Genomic DNA, 19317 nt, shown 5'->3' with positions numbered 1-19317 from the left:
GTGATACACAGCGCAGAAGCAGGATCGCTGCGGGATGAAGGCCCCTAGGCAGCTTGTACAGGGTGGCGGAATTTGGGTCAGGATTGGGGACAGAGACATTTACCGACCTCTAACGTCTGCTCCTGGGCCTTTCGACTGTGGATTCAACCCAAAGCGGACAGATCGACCCAATCTTGAGCCGATCTATCAATGCCGGTTAGAAATGCCAGTTCTCAGCGTGAACGACACAACAGAATGGGCCCGCCAGGGTTGCATTGTGATGAGCGACGATATTTTCGGCCTTCAACGCAGGGGTGTCGGTGCAGGTATGACCATCGGCGATCAGCACTGCATCGAATCCAAGATCTCGTGCGGCGCGGCAGGTGCTGTCGACGCAATACTGGGTCTTCATTCCAGTAATAACCACGCCTTGAGCTCCACAAGCTTTTAGCCGATCGGCCAGGTCAGTCATGGCGAAAGCGTTAGGTCGGCTTTTTTCGAAGATCACTTCGTCGCCTTGTAGCAACAGTTCCTGCACCAGTTGCGTCAACGGGCTTCCAGATTCGATAGGCGAGCCAGGCGGACCTACGTGGCGAGCAAGAAAAATTGGCGCGCCTGCCCTCCGGGCTTTGCTCAACAGGCTATTCAAAGTGTTCAGCAGCGCTTCGCCAGCCCATGGTTTATCTGGGCCATGAAACAATCCAACCTGCATATCGAGAATCAACAGTGCATACATAGTGCTTTTCCTTGCGTTTGGACCAGCGACACAAGGGCAAAAGAAAAGGCCCTATCCATCACTGGCGGGCCTTTGAAGTTCGTGCGTTATTGGCTCACGACACCTCTTACGACCCGCCTCGGGCGGTCGTGGTAGTGGTGGTCGAGGCAATGCGTGGCTGATTCATAAAGCTGACAGTATCTGTACGGTATCTGCTTGGCAAGGGGATGTGACCTGCGCGACGACAGCTACTTCTTGTGTTGCATCGACCGGTTGAATCCACAACCCAAAGCTGACGGTGAAGCAGAGCCAGCTACTGGTACGTACTTGGACGCAAGCGTATTGTTCGATGCGTTTTACCTCCCTTGGAAATCTTCAAAAAAGGACGACTTACATGGATGTTGAACTGGCACATCAGATTGAGGCCGCAGAAAGCGAGTATTTGCGTTCGCGTGTTCAGAACTTGGCAGGGGTAAGCGGAAATCCTTATGGCGCACGTGTTTTTTCCAACGGAGACTTTCCGTGTTTTCAGGTGAACGCATCACCTAGCCCAATGTTCAACCGCATCTACGGCGACAGCGCCCGTGATCCCCAGGCAGTGTTGAAGTTGCTCAAAGATTCAGCGGAACATTCGGCCGTAACTCCCCTTATCGGGAAACCTTCCGCGTTGGGGCAGTACTCACTTGTGGGCGAAGCGCAGCTTGAGCGTTTGAGGGGCTGGACTCACTTGCAATTCGCGTGTGCCATCGAGAATGTGGTCTTGAGTCGCCACTCATTCGAAATCGAGGAAGTCACGTCAAAAACTCTTGCTCAGTTCGCAGATGTGCATGCGGGCGGTTTTCATACCAAACCAGAGTACCGATTACTGAATCAAGCATCCTTCGCAGAGCAGACGTCGAGCGGACGTCTGAAAATCTGCGTCCTGAAAGCTGATGGGAAAGTCGTGGCAGGAGCCTCAATGTATTTTGCCAGTAATGGCATTGCCTACCTTGGAACGACTGCCACCCGAAAGGATGCCCGGGGCCTTGGCTACCATGGAGCACTGATATCTCATCGAATTGAGCAAGCGAAGAAGCATGGCTACCACTTGATCGCCGCGACCGCACTGGCCAGCTCCCAAAGTCGCCGAAATCTGCAACGTGCCGGGTTGACGATATCTCATGCCCAAGCACTGTACCGCCTCGCAGATAACTAAGATAAACGGTTGAACACGATCGTCCGTTTTCGGCCGATTGCGGCCCGTCGCGAAGGGTTGCATTCAACCCATTGCAGGCATTGGCTAACATAGAACTAGTCGGTGTTACGCGGCTTTATCGCACAGCGTCCAGCAACCGAAGAGAGCGACGTTGAGTGCATTGTCAGGCCACGTTCTCGCGGTACGTGCCATCGGAATACCTGGCCCATGTTTAAGATTCATAGATCAGCTCTCAGGGGAAATGATTGAGTCTGGACTGGGTTCAGCAGCTAGTTTCAATCGGTCAGCTTTACTAATGTATTTAGACTTACTTGGCGGTGCCAATTTGGCACTGGCCTTTTTTGCGTGAGCCTTTAATAACTGCTTTATTTTTTTACGACGATTCATATTTTCTACTCGGCTTGTCAGTTCTTGAAGGATGGCAGAGGTTTGCGCACGAAGCCTGGGTAGTGAGATAGGGCTTCACTGCGTCTTCGAGCATGTCCACCAGCCCAGGGTCCATGTAGCGAAAGTCGTCGGGAATATCCAGAGAGTGAATCCGCTTGTGTTCAAGCAGACGGGCGTACTCGGCCTGCAGGCGATTCAGGTGTTTGCGTTCCATGACAAAGATGACATCGGCCCAGCGGATATCCGCTGGGCTGATGGGTCTGCGTGCGTTCGGGCTGGTGCCCGCCGAGCGGGCAGCCGCGGTAATACGAGTGGGAGTATGGTAAGCGTGGATCGGGGGCAGTGGCTAGGTTGTTGAGTTCCCGATACCAGCAGCGCCCGCTTCTGACCGGAAGCCAAAGTTAAAAATGCGACGTATACGGCCTAAGGAAGTTCACCATAGCCGGCTCACCGTGGTTGCAGATTCCAGGCTTTTGCAAGCCTGTATGCAGCCTTGTTCGGCAACACCGTGGATCCGCTGCGACGAACCGTCCGGGCATGATCGGCCAGTCCTTCGACGAGCGCGGCCCATTCCGGGCGCGGGTCGTTGACATAGTCCCAACCCAGTCCCAGCCACGGGCATCGCCCACCGATCCAGGCCTGCACGGCCGGCGTCGCTTGCATGACGTAGCCAGGGAGAGCCGGCGCATCCGGTTGGGGTTCGCGCGCCTTTACGGCCGGCACGTGCAACCGCGGAGCGCCATTCACCTCGACGGTCACCTGCATCGCCCCGAGTAGCGCGATGTCAAAGGGCACCGGCTGGCCATGGGCAACATAAAAATAAGCCATGCGACGGATGCTGTCGTAGTCGGCAACGGCACGATACAGATAGGCACAGATCACACCCAGCATGGGGTCCGCATGCTTTTCGTGCCGTAGGTCTGCGGCGAGCCGATCAATGCTGTCGGCTCGGAGCCGGCCGGCCGCGAAATCGTCGATTGCACTGAGCATCCATCGATAGCGCTCGGGAGAGTTGCGCATCCCATAGGCCTGAAAAACGTCCCCGGCGGTGCTGGGTGCTACGACGGCGTACAGGTCCTGGTACGGAACAACCGGTGTAAATGTCCCATCGGCCAACTCGACCAATACTGGCATCCCCTGCGGATCGCTCTTGACGCGCAAGCTCTCGAACGCGGATGTTGGGCCTAGTCGCTCGATCGGATCCCGGGAAAAGAGCCTCGCTTGATCGCCCCAGACGATCAAGTTCGCCTCACCGGGGTTGTTGATCTGTTCCAGCCTGCGTCGAACCTCCCCTGCCGCAGACTGGCGCACATCAGCGGCCGCATCAGCCTCCAGCCGCTGAACCAGCGCCTTTACCTTTTTCTGCTTTCCAGGCGTGCGAGTGGTTTGGTGCCGCAGCTCAACCAAATCCTGCAGCAGCTCCTTACTGCCGTCGGGTATCGTGATGAAGTGGTCGGCTGGAACCACCAGATCATGCCGCTTGAGCCCAAAATTGCTGCCGAGCATCCGCTGCCGGAAGTCCAGGTCGGTGTGCACCCGCTCAAGAGTTTGCTCGGCGGAATCCGGTGCGCCAACCGCCGCAACCGCGCCCATGACGGCGGCACCTCCCGCAGGCGGCCAAGGCTGAAGTCCGGCGGGGCCCTTCAGCGGACTTGCGGTGTTGTAGAGCACGGCCGGTTCCGCATCGACCTGGCACTGCGGGTTGAGCTTCAGGCGATACTCTTTCGCGCGCTCGGTTGTGCGCGATCGCACGCACGCACCGAATGTCGCAGTGGTCATCACGCCATCGACGATGGCGGCAGGTTCGATGCCCCAGAGCGCATCAGCGATCACGCCAGAAAACACACACTTGCCCGGAGCACCGGACATCGGCTCAGACACCATATAACCGAGTTGTCCGTCCTGGCAGGAGGCCAGGTGATCAAACCTGGGGCTGTCAACTTTCGTGCCCTGCACGACGATCCCGCGCACGGCATCAAGGCGCATCAGCTCAATATTCCGCGGCGCTTCGCGACACGCATCGGTAATCAGAGTGATGCGCTGGACGCCGTGCAGCAACAACTCCTCGTAGAACCGGTCGGCACCAACACAGTACTTCGAGCGCAGGGAATCGCTGAACAGCCACAAGATAGAGCCGAAATCCCCATTGGTGAGGCCATGACCACAAAACGCCAGGATCAGTTGCTCGACCACCTCGGCTCCCGCCGGAAACAGCTCATCGACCGCTTGCTGCACTCGCTCACGTGTGACTGGATTGTCGCCTGAGTCGCCGTCGTCGACGATTCTTACGTTGCTGGCGCCGAAGCCCGAACTGAGCGCCCAGTTGCCAATTGAACGGGCGGCGAGCACGGCTCCGTCCAGGTACGCGAAGCGTAACGCCTGGTTTGGGGTCGGGGTTAGCATGCTGACCCCGATCGCCAGACAGGCCCGCCTAGTCATGCGAGCGCGCCACCTTGCGCGCAGGAAGGATAGAGCCGAGATCAAGTCGGGGGAAAATCGCCGGCCAGCGCCAGCGCGGCCGATCGGCCGGGGCCAGGCGTTCAGCCAGCATCATTGCGCCTGCAAACAGCATGATCGGAATGTGCCACGCCCCGCCAAGCAGTGGCACCAGCATCCACGCCCAGCACGAAGCAATGCACCAGACGCCATGCGTCACGCCGAAGATCAGACAATCCCTGTCGGCAGCCCAGCCGAAGAGACCGATCCGCCGCATCCGGTGGCCACGATTGAGCGCCGCGCGGTGCCACGGACTGGCACTCCACAGCGTCGCCATGAGCAATGCACCGGAAAGGGCTGCCTCTGCGACGGTGAGCTGCAGCAACAGTGCGAGGACTGTCAGGATCGGTCCGGTTGCCATCCATAGCGCACAGTAACCGAGCAAGAACCCGACTGACGCTCGCAGGCGTCTGCGTGGCAGGCTGGAGCGCCAGACATGCATGAGCGGCATCGCCAGCAGGGGCGGCATCATCGCGACAAGCATCAGGGCCCAGTCTGCCAGGATGCGGTGCAGTGGATTGAGGGCGAACTCCGCCTCCAGCGCGGCGGGCCAGAGCGTGACGAGAGACAGCCCCTCCACAGAGCTGCAGAAGGTGGGATGCGCAGCGTGCCCCGTGTTGTAAACGCAAAGGGCCAGACCCAATCCGGCCGTCGCGAAAAGCAACGGCCAGGGTGCCTGGGTGAAGCTGCGCAATACCGAACCTGGCTGCATGAGGCCGTACTCAACTCACGACGCCACTTCGCTTGAGAACGCTGATTCGGTCCACTGTCACAGGCTTGGCTTCCGATATCTGCTCGCCCGGGACGAGGGTCACACGCAGATGGTTCGGATCGAAGTCGCCAGCATCCGTCAGCAGCTGGGCCAGGTCGGTAATGTCGATCGTATAGCCAAGCCCGTTGCCGCCGTGGCCGCCGTCTGGTCGCGAGGCGACGTTCAGTCCGAACAGCGTCAGGCTGCCGGCATGACACTCGGGGTGAAGGTGTGGATCGACGCCTTCCGGCAGATTGACGTACACCTCCAGCAGAGGAGAAGGCGCGGAGCCGCGCACCGATTCAAGCGCGAGGTAAAGCCGGGTCACCTCCTTGCCCGGCTCCATCGCACCCATCGCGGCGATGCCGGCGGTGGTGGCTTGCTGGTCGAGGTTGACCTGCGTGCGCACCGGCACCCCACCAACCCTGACGACCGATGCATTGGCACCGATGGGCTCGATGCTTTGTTGATCCGGCGAACCCATTTTGACCCGTGCCACAGCCTCTGCTCCAGGTGTTACACCGGTGCCGATACGCAAGTCGGCATAGCGACGGTGCAATTTGCCATCTTTCAGTGTGTCGCGGCCGGAGAACTTCATTCCTGGGGCCGCGCCGCCGGGCACCGGCATGATGAAGGTACGGTCAGCCGGGCCGTTGAGCCAGCGTGGATCGTGAACCATCGTCTTGCCCGGCGTGTTCATCCACGCTTCCCAGAGCCGATCGATGTTGCAATGGTGCAACCAGAAGATCGGGTCCAGGCCCGCGAGGTACGGATCGGCCATGAATCCCCGGTCGCCGCCGATCAGACGATGGACCGTATTGTGCGGGTTGCTCTCCAGATCGCCGGTCCAGCGGGCGAACTGAACGAAATCACCGGTGACTCCGCCGCCGAATCCGATGCTTCCATCATTGCCGACCTGGAAATCGTTCTCCTCCATCGCGGCGAGGCTGAACCCATCACGTGGGCCTGGCCGCAGGGCGGTCAGCCCCTCTCGACGGGGATATTTGCTGAGAGGGTTCGGGGTGCCGTCGGGTAAGGTTTCCTCCAGGAAAGCATCCGGAACACGCCGCGCATCCGGGTTGCCGCTGTTGAGGTAGTTCCAGTACGGAAGCGCCCAATCTTCGCCGGTCAGTTCCTTCACTTTTGCGGCGACGATCGCCTCGAATGCAAACACATAACCGCGATGCCAGGAAAGGAAGTACCAGCTGCTGTGCTGGCACTGACTGCCGTATGTATTGTTGGTCAGATCCTGCGGAACCGGGTCGTCCTCACCCAGGACGTTCTCGTCAATCCACAGTTGCCGATCGAACCCGTGGATGGCGCCCAGGAACTTCCAACTGTTGCGATCGGTTATGGGTAGCTTGTCCAGCTCGCGCATTGCCAGCGCATAGTTGAGCAAGACTTTGTTCCATCCGGAGCCAAGTGTCGCGACATCTTGTCGAACCGCGTCCATGAACGCACCCTCCCTTGCAGCATTTCGCGGGCGTGGCGACTGTGTCGTCACACCGATTGCAATCCATTGCAGTTCGCGACTTCATGTTAACGGTGCAGCTATGTCAACAGTGGAACTGCCCTCATGAGGCCCGCTGAATTGGGGGATGCGCGCCTCTGCGAGATTCAGTATAGAAGCTCGGCAAAAATGTCATCGTGAATTCACATGATATTTCTGTGGGAGCGGGCTTGCTCGCGAAGAGGGAGTGTCAGTCGACATTAATGTTGTCTGATACACCGCTTTCGCGAGCAAGCCCGCTCCCACATGGATGGGCGTTTGACTGACTGTGGCCGTCTACATCTCAACCTGCGTGCCCAGCTCTATCACGCGATTGAGCGGTAACTTGAAGTACTTGAGGTTGCTGTTGGCGTTCTTCAGCAAAAACGCGAACAGGCTTTCGCGCCACCGGGCCATGCCGATGCGTTTGGTCGGGATAACCGTCTCCCGGCTGAGGAAGTAAGTGGTGCGCATCGGGCTGAAATCCAGCTCGTTCAAATGGCATAGGCTCAGCGCCAGCGGTACGTCGGGCTCCTCGATAAAACCGAAGTGCAGACTCACTCGAAAGAACCCTTCACCATAAGCCTCGACCTCGAACCGCCGATCCGCAGCCACACGCGGGCTGTCTTCAGACACCACGGTGAGCAACACCACCTGCTCGTGCAGCACCTGGTTATGCAACAGGTTATGCAAAAGAGCATGAGGAACAGCATCAGCCCTGGCCGTCAGAAATACCGCGGTACCCTGTACACGATGAGGAGGTTGCGAGCGGATGCTGCTGATGAACAACGGCAGAGGCAGCGAGGTTTCGTCCAGTCTCTCGACAATGATCTTCCGGCCGCGTTTCCAGGTGGTCATCAAAATGAACAGGCCAATACCCGCAATCACCGGGAACGCACCGCCCTGGAAGATCTTCGGTGCGTTGGCGGCAAAGTACAGGCTGTCCACCAAGAGAAAACCCAAGAGCATCGGAATGGCCAGCCAACGAGGTGTTTTCCACAGCAGCAAGACGACGGCCGAGGACAGAATGGTGGTGATCAGCATGGTCCCCGTCACCGCCACGCCATAAGCCGCCGCCAGCGCACTGGACGATTCAAAGCCGATGACGAGCAACACGACGCCGACCATCAGCGCCCAGTTCACCATGCCAATGTAAATCTGCCCCTGCTCCTGACTGGAGGTGTGCTGGATAAACATACGCGGCACATAACCCAGCTGAATGGCTTGGCGAGTCAGTGAGAACGCCCCGGAAATCACCGCTTGGGAGGCGATGATGGTGGCCAGTGTCGAGAGCGCGACCATCGGCAGCAGCGCCCAGGCCGGTGCCAATAGATAGAACGGATTACGTACCGCTTCAGGATTTCCGAGGATCAGCGCGCCTTGGCCAAAGTAGTTGAGTAGCAGGCCGGGGAGCACCAGGATGAACCAGGCACGAGCAATGGGTTTGCGACCAAAATGGCCCATGTCGGCATACAGTGCTTCAGCACCGGTCAATGCCAACACGACGGCGCCCAGAATGGCGATGCCAATGCCCGGATGAACCACGAAAAATTGCACCGCCCACGCAGGATTCAGCGCTTGCAGAACTTCCGGCCGTTGCAAGATGCCGTAAATACCGAGTGCACCCAGCACCACAAACCACAGCACCATGACCGGGCCGAACAGGATGCCGATACGAGCCGTGCCGTGTTTCTGTATCAGGAAAAGGGCTACCAGGACGACCACGGACAGCGGAACGACCCAATGTTCGATGCCATCAAACGCAAGCTGTAGCCCTTCAACCGCAGAGAGCACCGAGATGGCCGGGGTGATCATGCTGTCCCCGTAAAAAAGTGCCGCGCCAAACAGGCCAAGCAATACCAGCACCCTGCTCATTTTGGGATACGGCGCCGCGGCCCGACGCGCCAGTGCCGTCAAGGCCATGATACCCCCCTCGCCCTGGTTGTCGGCGCGAAGGATAAACAACACGTACTTGATCGAGACGACCCAGATCAGGGACCAGAAAATCAACGACAGAATACCCAGTACACCGTCGTGATTGGCCTGGACTCCGTAGTGACCGGCGAACACTTCCTTGAGGGTGTAAAGAGGGCTGGTGCCAATATCCCCATAAACCACGCCGACTGCAGCGACGAGCAAACCCACTCCCGAGGTTTTGGAGTGGGATTCTTCATGGGCAGGGATTGCTGTTTCGCTCACGGGTCGCTTCTCGATAAGGAGGAAGGATTGCAATGCCAGTCAGTTAAGCGAAATCCATGTGGGAGCGGCGGTGCGGCGATCCGACTTGCTCGCGAAGACGGTGGCACAGTCAACATTGATGTCGCCTGACACTCCGCTTTCGCGAGCAAGCCCGCTCCCACAGGTTTCGCACCTTAACTGACTGGCATCAGGAAGAATTGTAGGCCTATCGACGATCAAAAAAACGCGGCCAGTATCGTTGCGGGGAAGAATATCCACCGTAAAAAAACCGTAAAATTCTACCGATAGCACGCTCCGCCAGCGACTCGCACCTACTTCGCCGTCCCACCACGAGGTTTATAGAACAGAAACTTCCGGGTCTTGGCCGTCCTGGTGTATTTCTTCGCCCAAGCGGGCTTCACCGTTCTGTCGTGGAAATACAAAGCACCATGGGAGCGGTCCGTGAGTTGTTTGTTGAGCGCCTTGCGCGCGATTTCCTTGGCGAGGGCATATTCGTCGTCTTCCTTTACCTGATCCGCACGCCCGTCGCACCACCACGAAAACTGGCAGGCGCCCGTTTCAGAACCTTGCTTGACCACGGCGCACACCGTATCGGGAAAACCCTCATGGCCAAGCCGGTTCATGACCACGCTAGCGACGGCTTCCATGTCCGCACCGGCCACACCTTTGGATTCCCAATAGATGCTGCGTGCAAGGCAGGTGATTGCATCGTCCAGAGGGGCTGCGCCTGCCGGATCGACCGCCTGCACTTCGGAGGGGGTGATGACCTCGGACTTGGGCACCGGAAGTTCGCTGTCCTTCTCGGCGGCTTTCTCTTCCAGAACCTGCGCCTTGTCTTCAGCTACTTCCTGTTTTTGCTCCTGGTCAGTCGCCAATACCTGCCCGCACAGAAGGATGATTGCAAAGCAGGTGACTACCCATTTAAATCGCATGATCGATCCATCCGATGAAACTGGCTTGGGCAATGAAACGTCGATGTTGCAGCGCTGACTTGGCTTGATTGTAGTCGCCGCCAGTGATTCCAGCCGCCTGACAGAAGATGTATTTCAATGCGAAAAGGCATTGCATCGGGAGGGGTGAAATCGCGCATCATGGGTAAAGGGGGCGTTCTCAATTAGTTTCCCCGCCGCGGCAGGGAAACTAATTGAGAACGCCCCCCTAGTCCGCTAAAGGGAGATTTTCATGCGCAGCCTGTCATCCGTTTTGCATCTTGCCGTGTTGTCATTCGGGGTCGTGTTCAGCGTCGCCGCATCGGCGGCCGAGGAACCGCAGCTGGTCGAGTCGATCAACGTTTACCGTAGCCAGGCGCAGCGCTGCGGCGGCCAGGCGTCTTCGGAGTTGCCGCCGCTGGCGAGCGATCCGCGTCTGGCCCTGTCCGCCAACAGCATCGGTGACCTGCAGCAGGCGCTGGCCCGCGCGGCTTATCCGATGGTCAATGTGCAAGCGATCAGCTTGTCCGGCCCCCGTGATGCGCCGTCGGCCATGAAGGCGATTCAGGAGAGCTTCTGCCAAGTGGTGCTGGACCCGCAGTTCGTCGACATCGGCGTCAGTCGGGATGGCCGTGAGTGGCGCATCGTGCTGGCGCGTCCGCTGTTGACCGGGCGTTTGGGTGACTGGCAGGCGGAGGGACAGAAATTGCTTGAAGCGATGAATAGCGCCCGCAAGCAGGCGCGCCAGTGCGGCAGCCAAGCCTTTGCCGCCACAACGCCGCTGGCCTGGAACGCCACGCTGGGGACCGCGGCCGAGACCCATAGCCGGGCCATGGCCAACCATAACTTTTTCGATCACAAGGACCGCGATGGCCGCACACCGGGTGATCGGGCTGAACTGGAGGGTTACGCCGGTCAGCAGGTCGGTGAGAACATCGCCGCCGGGCAAGACACGGTACGCAAGGTGGTCGATGGCTGGCTGGCCAGCCCGGGCCATTGCGCCAACCTGATGAACCCGCAATTTCGCGAACTGGGTGCGGCCTATGCGGTGGACCCGAAGAGTGATGCGGGCATCTACTGGACGGCGATGTTTGGTACACCGTGAAAGCCTGAACCGTCATTTGAATAAGGAACATCCATTTGAATAAAGCGCCCTCTTCGACCGTCGAACAGGATCTGTCGAAGCCTGAAGCAATTAGCCTGCGGGAAGCCTTCCTGTTCTGGCTGAAGCTCGGGTTCATCAGTTTCGGCGGGCCGGCCGGACAGATCTCGATCATGCACCAGGAGTTGGTGGAACGCCGGCGTTGGATCTCGGAACGGCGTTTTCTGCACGCCCTCAACTACTGCATGTTGCTGCCCGGGCCGGAGGCTCAGCAACTGGCGACCTACATCGGTTGGCTGATGCACCGCACATGGGGCGGCCTGATTGCCGGCGCGCTCTTTGTGCTGCCGTCGTTGTTCATCCTGATCGTGTTGTCGTGGGTGTACATCGCCTTTGGCGAAGTGCCGGTGGTGGCCGGACTTTTTTATGGGATCAAGCCGGCCGTGACCGCCATTGTGGTGCAGGCGGCCCACCGGATCGGCTCACGGGCACTGAAGAACAACTGGCTGTGGGGGATCGCGGCGGCGTCATTCACGGCCATCTTCGTGTTCAATGTGCCCTTCCCTTTGATTGTGCTGGGCGCCGCGATCATTGGTTACATCGGCGGACGTCTGGCGCCTGAAAGGTTCCGCACCGGGGGCCACAGCGCGGCAAAAAAATCCTTCGGCCCGGCCTTGATCGACGACGACACCCCGACTCCCGAACACGCCCGTTTCAGCAGTTTCAGATTGCTGCGCCTGTTGTTGGTGGGCGCTGTCTTGTGGGTGTTGCCGATGGGGACTCTCACCGTACTGTTCGGCTGGGACGGCACCCTGACCCAAATGGGCTGGTTCTTTACCAAAGCGGCACTGCTGACGTTCGGCGGCGCGTATGCCGTGCTGCCTTATGTGTATCAGGGCGCTGTCGGCCACTATGGCTGGTTGACACCCACGCAGATGATCGATGGCCTGGCGCTCGGCGAAACCACCCCCGGGCCGCTGATCATGGTGGTGGCCTTTGTCGGTTTTATCGGTGCCTATGTTCACCCGATGTTCGGTCCCGATCATGTGTTCCTGGCCGGCGCCCTCGCTGCCACGCTGGTGACCTGGTTCACCTTCCTGCCATCGTTCCTGTTCATCCTCGCCGGCGGCCCGCTGGTGGAGTCGACGCACAACGAACTCAGGCTCACCGCACCGCTGACCGCGATTACTGCCGCGGTGGTCGGCGTGATTCTCAATCTGGCGTGTTTCTTTGGCTACCACGTGCTCTGGCCCAACGGCTTTGGCGGCCAACTCGACTGGCCGTCGGCGCTGATCGCCATTGCAGCGGCCATTGCCTTGTTCCGCTTCAAGCGGGGCGTGATCGAGGTGCTGATGGGGTGCGGGCTGATCGGGCTGGCGGTGCATCTGCTGCGCTCTTTGACCTGACCTCAAACTCACATCAGAGTCTTCAGATGCGATTCATATTATGCCTGCTCCTTTTATCTTCCATTGCAACAGCCAAGGATTTCACGATGGGAAAAGTCCAGGAAGTCGTCGATAAAAAATGGCCGTCTATCTACCAACCTGCGCCGTCAGCGGAACTGACGTGGAGATCGTTCATCAGTGATCCTTTTCCGCTTAAGTGGCCCGCCGAGCCCAATGATGTTTTTATTGTCTATGCGACGGCGCGCGCGGTGGATATCCGGCATATAACCGCCGGGGAATTGATAGGTCCCACATGGGCCAAAATCACGCTTTCGCCGGCCAGCGAACCTCAACTGGACGTTTTAACCACAGAGTTAACAGTAGTAGAAAGAAGAGGTCCAAGGCCCCTGACTCAGGACGAAATTCAGATTCTGGATTTAAACCCCTTGGATTTGCTTCAACAGAAGATGACACCAGAACTCGAAAGCAAGATAAAGGCTTATTACCGGCTTCAACAATCCCTTGGAAATACACCTCAAGGCATTGAAGACAAGCACGCCGATTTTTTTACTTGGCTTAATCAGGTTTAAAGCAGGTTCTCATGTCTGACACTATTGAAACGCTCAAGCTTACTTTTTCACTTTTTCTTGATGACCTGATGAATGGCGGAGTTCCCTTCTCCGAACTGATGTCGACAGCCAGCGTAGTCGCCTCCTTGGTGAACGACGAGCAGGATCTGGATTTTATCGCTCAGGAACTGTGCTCCCACGAGCACATGCAAATGCGCAGGCTTGCAAGCCTTGCCTTCACCTGCCTTCACTTTCGCTTTAAGGACCAAGTCCTGCCCTGGGTGGAAAAGGGATTGGAAGATGATTGCAAATGGGTTCAATTCGACAGCATTCGCTATTTTTTCAATAACGCGCTTCTGGAAGCTAAAACATTCCAGCTTCTCGAGGACAAAAGAGTAGCCAGCGATGACGAAGATGTAAAAAAAATGGCAACACACACCATTGAAGCCTTGACAGAACTACAAAGCAGTTACAGTGACTGTCAATTTAAAACAATTGAGTTCAAATCACTAACATTCAAAATTCCAGCTTCCTGGCAGAATACCCGGCAATCAGAAGAAGGCGTGATATACCAAGCCCCGGAAATTGAAAGCTTTAAAACGTCCAGAAATAAAATCACTTCATCTTTTAGAGTTCAAATCGTACCTGAGCTTTCCGAAAAAGAGGTTCGGAAAATGAACACACTCAATATCAATCTGGTCAAGGCCATGAGTCCCGCATGGATCAAGCCCTTTGATAAAAAGGCGACTCGATTCCACTTCCATGATTCATACACCTTTTCACCCTTTCCTGATGCCACGATTCGAGACCACAAACTTTTTCCCGACCAGTTCGTGGTGGCCACCGTCAAGAGTCCACTGGCCCACTACGACCAGGCGAAGGCACGCAATTGTGAAATTCTGGATTCCATGTCTATACGTTCTTGAAACGCGGCAAGGAGTGGATCGAAGGGCTGGCCGGTGCGGCGATGAAACAGCTGTAAGCCTGTTTCCGGAAACGACCGGTTTCCTCGTACTGAAAAACCGGATCGCAAGCCTTCAGAGCGGTGATGACTCCGCTCTGAAGGTATGTGGGCAAGGGTCAATCGTCGTCTCGGTCGTCACGATCCCGGTCGCGGTAACGACGGCGATCATCACGACGGTCGTCATCCCGGTCATCGCGGCGATCATAGTCTCGATCGTAGTTCCGATCATGATCGCGACGGTATTCACGGCGGTGATCCCGATCGTACCTGTCTCCATCTTCCCAGTGAGGAAAGCAACCTCCCAACAGGAGAGTACTTGCCATGGCCAGGGTCATTATCGCAATGCGCTTCATTTGAACATCCTAAAAAGTCAGAGCTACGGGGATGAGGTGACGCTATCCGCGAATTCAATCGCAGTGCGTTCAAACCCGTAGATACGACCTTCCAGCCGATCAATGATTCATTTATCGCCGGGCCTTACAGCGTTCTTTGGCTGTTACCGATGGTTTTGGCTTTTTCGATGGCCCAGTCCAGCGCGGCTTCCATGTCCAGCAGGTGCGGTGACGGGTGGTTGTCCTCAACGATGACCGAACCGTCCGGCCGGTAAACACCGATGAGCATCTTCAGCGAGCCATCTCTCAATATCTCGGCTTTAACCTCGATGCTGCATCCGTTCGACAGTGTTTCCGAGTGGATCATATGGCGCTCAGTCATGACTGCATTCCTCCCATCGTTGCTATCAGCGTAACCCATGCAGCGCTGAGCTGCGATGACGGCAGCACAAGGAGACGGGTCAATGCCAGGCGCGGGACCTGTGGGAGCGGGCTTGCTCGCGAAAGCTGTGTATCAGGCGACATCAATGTTGACTGTGCCGCCGTCTTCGCGAGCAAGCCCGCTCCCACAAGGATTGCGTTTATCTGATGCCCATCACAACGCATTCACAATGAACTCGCGCAACCATTGATGCGCAGGGTCGCGATGACAGCGCTCGGGCCAGAGCATCGACATCTCGTAACCCGCGACTTCAAGCGGTGGCTCGACCACCTCCAGCGCACGCGCATCGCGAACCAGCCGCGACGGCAGCATCGCGACCATGTCGGTACTCTCCACCACCGACCGCACAAACAGAAAATGCGGGACCGACAGCACCACCCGTCGCGTCAGGCCCATCTGCGAAAGCGCCTTATCGGTAACGCCCTGAAAGCCCCCGCCATCCGGTGACACGATCACTTGGTCGAGCTCACAGAACTGCGCCAGTGTCGGTGGCTTTTTCAACCGCGGATGACCGGCACGCCCCACCAAAACATAGTGCTCGGTAAACAACGCCCGACGCCGTAAGCCGAGGGGAGCGTCTTCGCTGGTATGAAAAGCCAGATCGATTGCCCCCTGCTCCGCTTGCCTGGCCAGCTGTGGCGGAACCAGGTCAAACAGCGCCAAACGCGTACCCGGTGCTGCCGAACGCAGCCCGGCCAATGCAGGCAAAACGATGGTCGACTCGCCATAGTCAGACGCCATGACGTTCCACGTCTGCCGCGCCTCAGCCGAGTTGAAAGGGCTGGCGGGCGACACGGCGCGTTCCAGGGCCTCCAGTGCCTGGCGCAACGGCTCGCGCAACTCATCGGCCCTGGCCGTGGGCCGCATGCCCCGAGGCCCTGGCAGTAACAACGGGTCAGCGAAAATATCCCGCAATTTGGCGAGATGAACACTCACCGAAGGTTGAGACAAATTCAGGCGTTGCGCCGCACGGGTCACGTTGTGTTCCGAGAGCAAGACATCAAGGGTCAGCAGCAGGTTGATGTCCAGGCGTCGCAGATTATTCATGATAATACCTGGCATATTGGTTATTCATTTCCAATATACCGGGCAACGTCCGATTCTGCAGGCTCCTGACACTGGAGACTCAGCCATGAATGTTTTGCTCGTTTATGCCCATCCCGAACCCACATCATTGAATGGTTCGCTCAAAGACTTTGCCGTCAAACGCCTGGAGGCTGCCGGCCACCGGGTGCAGGTCTCGGATTTGTACGCAATGGACTGGAAAGCCTCGCTGGATGCCAATGACAGCCTCGGCCGGCCAGCCGACTCGCGGTTCGATCCTTCGCTGGACTCCAAGCGCGCCTTCGAAGAAGGCCGGCAACGACAGGACATCGTCCTCGAACAGGAAAAACTGCTCTGGGCTGATGCCGTCATTCTGCAATTTCCGCTGTGGTGGTTCTCGATGCCGGCGATCCTCAAAGGCTGGGTGGAACGCGTCTATGCCTATGGTTTTGCCTATGGCGTAGGGGAACACTCCGATGCACGCTGGGGCGACCGCTATGGGGAAGGCACCCTCGCGGGCAAACGGGCGATGCTGATCGTCACAGCGGGTGGATGGGAGTCTCATTACAGCCCACGGGGCATCAATGGGCCCATCGATGATGTGCTATTTCCCATTCAACATGGCGTACTGTTTTACCCAGGCTTCGACGTGCTGCCACCGTTCGTGACCTATCGAACCAGCCGCATGGATGAGGCGAGATTTGCAACGACCTGTGACGCGCTCGGCCAACGGCTCGATGACCTCTGGAAAACCGCACCGATTCCCTTCCGGCCGCAGAACGCCGGGGCGTATGACATTCCGCAACTCACGTTGCGCGCCGAGATTGCTTCGGATCAGCCTGGCTTTGCGGCTCACGTCAGACAGGCAGAACACGATGAACCAAGCGTGCGCGCCCCCTCCACAAAATCCAGCGTGGTGAGTTAGGCCGTAATGCGATCTGTAGCAGCTGGCGCAGCCTGCGTTCGGCTTGTAGCAGCTGCCGAGCTTGCGAGGCTGCGTTCGGCTGCGTAGCAGTCGTAAAATCAGGCACTGCGGTCCGTCAGGCACACTATGCACTCAGGGTTTACGACTGCTACGCAGCCGAACGCAGGCTGCGCCAGCTGCTACAGATCGCATGACGGCTTTAACCCCACGAACACGAAAAAGCCCGCACAAGGCGGGCTTCTGAAATCGAGTAGGTGGCCAGTGCTGGTCTCTGGCTTACAAGGTTTATCGGGCCTCTCACAGAACAGGATTTTTAACTTTAGGCTGTTCTGCCTCACACGGCATAAGGGCTGGATCTCAGCGCGGAGATCTTTCTAACCGTGTACCCTTGGGAGCGCGCCCCACGCTTCCTCGCTATCCCTTTGCGCATCAGTCTGCGTCTTCACCTACAACCTCAGAATAGCAAATCGTTCGACGCCTGGGCCGGGCTTTTTAGACCGATTGTTTTCAAGGGGGATGATAGGTGGATGGAAAAATACTAATGCCGCGCGACGGACTTTCACTGCTCCTGTGTGGTGTGGATGATGGCGATCGTGTTCGTGCCGCTGATTGGGCTGGTGCTGTGGGCCTTGGGACCGAAGCACATCGCTCACAACCCGCACTCACCGCAAGCCAGACAATAACGCCGAGCCCCCGCCATAAGGGCTCCTACAAGCGTCCCGCAATCCCTGACTATACTCATGAGCCACATCTACGAAATGGAGATTGAGCTATGCCGTGGGGAACTGTAGATATCAACTCATTAGGAAACATAGGGTCTTTTCTCAGCACATCCGACAGATCGAGCTTGCAACTCACTGAAAGACGCGCCCGACATGACCCCACTCCGCTCATCAGCGAGCGATTCGATCCTGTTGTTGCCAGATTGAATCAAAGGGTTGTTCAACTGAGAGCACAGGTGACCGCGTACCTGGCGGCCACAGTCCCTGTGATTGCAGTGAACGACCATCCTCAAAGAGACTTATACGAAGGCGACGGCCAGCGCATCCAGGTACTCGTTGACAGGCTTATACTTGAACAAACTCAAGCGATGACTGCGTTTCAATCCCTGCACCGACCTGGAGATGCTGCCACGATGGTGATTACCAACATTCAAGTTGCTTTGACCGGTGTTGGGGCAGCAGTGGGAGTGCAGGACTGGATGCTCAATGCAAGGCGAGATGCAGTCGCAGCGGCCAGGACTCCCAGCTTCATGGAGGCTCTGGACCTAGCTCTATAACGGGTGAAAATTTTGACAAGTGCCGCACCAATCACAACCGCCAACTACTGCAAGGCACGCCAAGGTGTGCCATGCAGCGAAAACCCGGGACATCCTAACGTCCACAAATCCCGTAGTGATCGGCACTAGACCCCACATCCACCCGCTACGAACGCAACACCCCCATCGCCCGCCGATACTTCTCAATGCGCTCCAGATCCTCCCAGGACGGCTGGGCAATCCGCGATAAGTCGCTGTTCTCCTCCAGATCCGCCAGCTTCACCACCCGCCCGATCGGGTTCTGCGCCGCGCGCTCGACGAACGCCTCGTAGGACTCGCCCGGCACTTTGCTCACCGACGCAATCGCCGTCAGCACCGTTTCGCTGAAGCCCTCTTTGCGCAGATCGTCGAAGCTGATGCCGCAGTCCTCGACCACATCGTGCAGCACCGCAACGATGCGCTCTTCCAGAGTATTCACCCGCAGCATGACTTTCAGCGGATGCAGGATGTAAGGCGCGCCGCCCTTGTCCACCTGCCCCTCATGCGCTGTAGCGGCGATGGCAATGGCGCGTTCCAGTGACTGACTCATGGGATTTTCCTCTGGTTAAACGCCGTACCGGCCGGTGAAATGAATGTTGCGCTTGAACCAACCTGCAATCATTTTCCACCGTCCCACAGGCTTTGCGCTCTCAGCGTGGCGCTCGAGAATCATCGACACCAGCGTCGCCTGATCGACGCCCGGATGACCATCCACCAGTTCAGCGACCCAACCACAACCGGACTTCTGCAAGTGCTGACGCCACTCACCCGGCCAGGCCTCAAGCTGCGACACCGCCAACCACACCGCCCCGCCCTGCTCGCAATGACCGCCACCGATGGACTGCTCAAAACAAAAAGGCGTGTCCGGCCGGGAAGGGTCGATATGGAAAAGGTAGATGTCCTGGGTTTTGTGCTGCGGCGTGGGGGCGTTGTTGCGGCTGCCGATTTCGATCATGGGTGCGCTCCATCCTGGATTTGCTATTGGCTTTCAGTCTACGACGCTGGCGACGCTGAACGGAAGCAAGCGTCCTCCCCACCGTCTGATCGTTTAATGAGGAAGCGGCCAGGATTTTGAAGTCTGCAAAACATGTAGGAATCCGCCGTTTGTGGCCAGGGA

Annotated in this window: 19 protein-coding genes and 1 pseudogene; 7 read left to right on the top strand and 13 right to left on the bottom strand. The window is 57.8% G+C overall.

The window, feature by feature from the left end:
* Positions 1-196 precede the first annotated feature (196 nt).
* The gene (locus ACA044_RS12270; RefSeq protein ID WP_497446572.1) at positions 197-715 is read right to left on the bottom strand and encodes an isochorismatase family protein; all 519 of its coding nucleotides are present in this window, start codon (positions 713-715) and stop codon (positions 197-199) included.
* Positions 716-1088: 373 nt separating this feature from the next.
* Here ACA044_RS12270 and ACA044_RS12265 point away from each other — a divergent pair, with 373 nt between their 5' ends.
* Positions 1089-1889: a GNAT family N-acetyltransferase gene (locus ACA044_RS12265; protein WP_497446571.1), complete on the top strand. Its 801-nt coding sequence runs from the start codon at positions 1089-1091 to the stop codon at positions 1887-1889.
* Positions 1890-2114: 225 nt separating this feature from the next.
* Here ACA044_RS12265 and ACA044_RS12260 read toward each other — a convergent pair whose 3' ends face one another.
* The 7 genes and pseudogenes from ACA044_RS12260 to ACA044_RS12230 all read right to left on the bottom strand — a co-directional run bounded on the left by ACA044_RS12260 (position 2115) and on the right by ACA044_RS12230 (position 10143).
* A complete protein-coding gene (locus ACA044_RS12260; protein WP_497446570.1) occupies positions 2115-2276 on the bottom strand; it encodes a DUF2986 domain-containing protein in 162 nt (53 codons plus the stop codon).
* Between the two features lie 58 nt (positions 2277-2334).
* Positions 2335-2571, bottom strand: a pseudogene (locus tag ACA044_RS12255) (phosphotyrosine protein phosphatase); the annotation flags it as partial.
* A 152-nt stretch (positions 2572-2723) separates the two neighbouring features.
* The gene (locus tag ACA044_RS12250) at positions 2724-4679 is read right to left on the bottom strand and encodes a hypothetical protein (protein WP_497446569.1); all 1956 of its coding nucleotides are present in this window, start codon (positions 4677-4679) and stop codon (positions 2724-2726) included.
* A 28-nt stretch (positions 4680-4707) separates the two neighbouring features.
* Positions 4708-5484: a copper chaperone gene (locus tag ACA044_RS12245; protein ID WP_497446568.1), complete on the bottom strand. Its 777-nt coding sequence runs from the start codon at positions 5482-5484 to the stop codon at positions 4708-4710.
* A gap of 10 nt (positions 5485-5494) precedes the next feature.
* Entirely contained in the window at positions 5495-6976 is a 1482-nt protein-coding gene (locus tag ACA044_RS12240; RefSeq protein WP_497446567.1) for a tyrosinase family protein, read from the bottom strand.
* Between the two features lie 333 nt (positions 6977-7309).
* Positions 7310-9211, bottom strand: a complete 1902-nt coding sequence (locus ACA044_RS12235; RefSeq protein ID WP_497446566.1) for a potassium transporter Kup — start codon at positions 9209-9211, stop codon at positions 7310-7312.
* Between the two features lie 311 nt (positions 9212-9522).
* Positions 9523-10143, bottom strand: coding sequence for a cell wall hydrolase (locus tag ACA044_RS12230; protein WP_497446565.1), 621 nt, complete (start codon positions 10141-10143; stop codon positions 9523-9525).
* A 250-nt stretch (positions 10144-10393) separates the two neighbouring features.
* On the opposite strand from ACA044_RS12230, the gene ACA044_RS12225 reads away from it, so the two are divergent.
* From ACA044_RS12225 to ACA044_RS12210, 4 genes are all read left to right on the top strand, one after another.
* Entirely contained in the window at positions 10394-11245 is an 852-nt protein-coding gene (locus ACA044_RS12225; protein ID WP_497446564.1) for a CAP domain-containing protein, read from the top strand.
* Positions 11246-11280: 35 nt separating this feature from the next.
* Positions 11281-12648: a chromate efflux transporter gene (chrA, locus tag ACA044_RS12220; RefSeq protein WP_497446563.1), complete on the top strand. Its 1368-nt coding sequence runs from the start codon at positions 11281-11283 to the stop codon at positions 12646-12648.
* 86 nt (positions 12649-12734) lie between these two features.
* Entirely contained in the window at positions 12735-13217 is a 483-nt protein-coding gene (locus tag ACA044_RS12215; RefSeq protein ID WP_497446562.1) for a hypothetical protein, read from the top strand.
* A gap of 11 nt (positions 13218-13228) precedes the next feature.
* Positions 13229-14122 carry a hypothetical protein gene (locus ACA044_RS12210; RefSeq protein ID WP_497446561.1) on the top strand — a complete coding sequence of 298 codons (894 nt, stop codon included), beginning with the start codon at positions 13229-13231 and terminating at the stop codon, positions 14120-14122.
* 154 nt (positions 14123-14276) lie between these two features.
* Here ACA044_RS12210 and ACA044_RS12205 read toward each other — a convergent pair whose 3' ends face one another.
* From ACA044_RS12205 to ACA044_RS12195, 3 genes are all read right to left on the bottom strand, one after another.
* Complete coding sequence (locus ACA044_RS12205; RefSeq protein ID WP_497446560.1) at positions 14277-14513, bottom strand: hypothetical protein; 237 nt, start codon at positions 14511-14513, stop codon at positions 14277-14279.
* Positions 14514-14637: 124 nt separating this feature from the next.
* Positions 14638-14874, bottom strand: coding sequence for a hypothetical protein (locus tag ACA044_RS12200; protein WP_497446559.1), 237 nt, complete (start codon positions 14872-14874; stop codon positions 14638-14640).
* Positions 14875-15087: 213 nt separating this feature from the next.
* Entirely contained in the window at positions 15088-15981 is an 894-nt protein-coding gene (locus ACA044_RS12195) for a LysR family transcriptional regulator (protein WP_497446558.1), read from the bottom strand.
* 85 nt (positions 15982-16066) lie between these two features.
* Between ACA044_RS12195 and ACA044_RS12190 the strand changes: the two genes are divergently transcribed.
* Positions 16067-16903, top strand: a complete 837-nt coding sequence (locus ACA044_RS12190) for an NAD(P)H-dependent oxidoreductase (RefSeq protein WP_497446557.1) — start codon at positions 16067-16069, stop codon at positions 16901-16903.
* An 847-nt stretch (positions 16904-17750) separates the two neighbouring features.
* The gene (locus ACA044_RS12185; RefSeq protein ID WP_497446556.1) at positions 17751-18182 is read left to right on the top strand and encodes a hypothetical protein; all 432 of its coding nucleotides are present in this window, start codon (positions 17751-17753) and stop codon (positions 18180-18182) included.
* Positions 18183-18327: 145 nt separating this feature from the next.
* Here ACA044_RS12185 and ACA044_RS12180 read toward each other — a convergent pair whose 3' ends face one another.
* Together ACA044_RS12180 and ACA044_RS12175 are read right to left on the bottom strand one after the other, a co-directional pair.
* Positions 18328-18750, bottom strand: a complete 423-nt coding sequence (locus tag ACA044_RS12180) for an HD domain-containing protein (RefSeq protein ID WP_497446555.1) — start codon at positions 18748-18750, stop codon at positions 18328-18330.
* A 15-nt stretch (positions 18751-18765) separates the two neighbouring features.
* Positions 18766-19155, bottom strand: coding sequence for a hypothetical protein (locus tag ACA044_RS12175; RefSeq protein WP_497446554.1), 390 nt, complete (start codon positions 19153-19155; stop codon positions 18766-18768).
* Positions 19156-19317 lie beyond the last annotated feature (162 nt).

The organism is Pseudomonas sp. LBUM1673, assembly GCF_059695645.1.
This window is presented reverse-complemented; position numbering and strand designations above follow the sequence as displayed.

Coding starts and splice junctions, on each gene's coding strand:
- ACA044_RS12270 (WP_497446572.1), bottom strand. CDS start 715: ATGTATGCACTGTTGATTCTCGATATGCAGGTTGGATTGTTTCATGGC.
- ACA044_RS12265 (WP_497446571.1), top strand. CDS start 1,089: ATGGATGTTGAACTGGCACATCAGATTGAGGCCGCAGAAAGCGAGTAT.
- ACA044_RS12260 (WP_497446570.1), bottom strand. CDS start 2,276: ATGAATCGTCGTAAAAAAATAAAGCAGTTATTAAAGGCTCACGCAAAA.
- ACA044_RS12250 (WP_497446569.1), bottom strand. CDS start 4,679: ATGCTAACCCCGACCCCAAACCAGGCGTTACGCTTCGCGTACCTGGAC.
- ACA044_RS12245 (WP_497446568.1), bottom strand. CDS start 5,484: ATGCAGCCAGGTTCGGTATTGCGCAGCTTCACCCAGGCACCCTGGCCG.
- ACA044_RS12240 (WP_497446567.1), bottom strand. CDS start 6,976: ATGGACGCGGTTCGACAAGATGTCGCGACACTTGGCTCCGGATGGAAC.
- ACA044_RS12230 (WP_497446565.1), bottom strand. CDS start 10,143: ATGCGATTTAAATGGGTAGTCACCTGCTTTGCAATCATCCTTCTGTGC.
- ACA044_RS12225 (WP_497446564.1), top strand. CDS start 10,394: ATGCGCAGCCTGTCATCCGTTTTGCATCTTGCCGTGTTGTCATTCGGG.
- ACA044_RS12215 (WP_497446562.1), top strand. CDS start 12,735: ATGGGAAAAGTCCAGGAAGTCGTCGATAAAAAATGGCCGTCTATCTAC.
- ACA044_RS12210 (WP_497446561.1), top strand. CDS start 13,229: ATGTCTGACACTATTGAAACGCTCAAGCTTACTTTTTCACTTTTTCTT.
- ACA044_RS12205 (WP_497446560.1), bottom strand. CDS start 14,513: ATGAAGCGCATTGCGATAATGACCCTGGCCATGGCAAGTACTCTCCTG.
- ACA044_RS12200 (WP_497446559.1), bottom strand. CDS start 14,874: ATGACTGAGCGCCATATGATCCACTCGGAAACACTGTCGAACGGATGC.
- ACA044_RS12195 (WP_497446558.1), bottom strand. CDS start 15,981: ATGAATAATCTGCGACGCCTGGACATCAACCTGCTGCTGACCCTTGAT.
- ACA044_RS12190 (WP_497446557.1), top strand. CDS start 16,067: ATGAATGTTTTGCTCGTTTATGCCCATCCCGAACCCACATCATTGAAT.
- ACA044_RS12180 (WP_497446555.1), bottom strand. CDS start 18,750: ATGAGTCAGTCACTGGAACGCGCCATTGCCATCGCCGCTACAGCGCAT.
- ACA044_RS12175 (WP_497446554.1), bottom strand. CDS start 19,155: ATGATCGAAATCGGCAGCCGCAACAACGCCCCCACGCCGCAGCACAAA.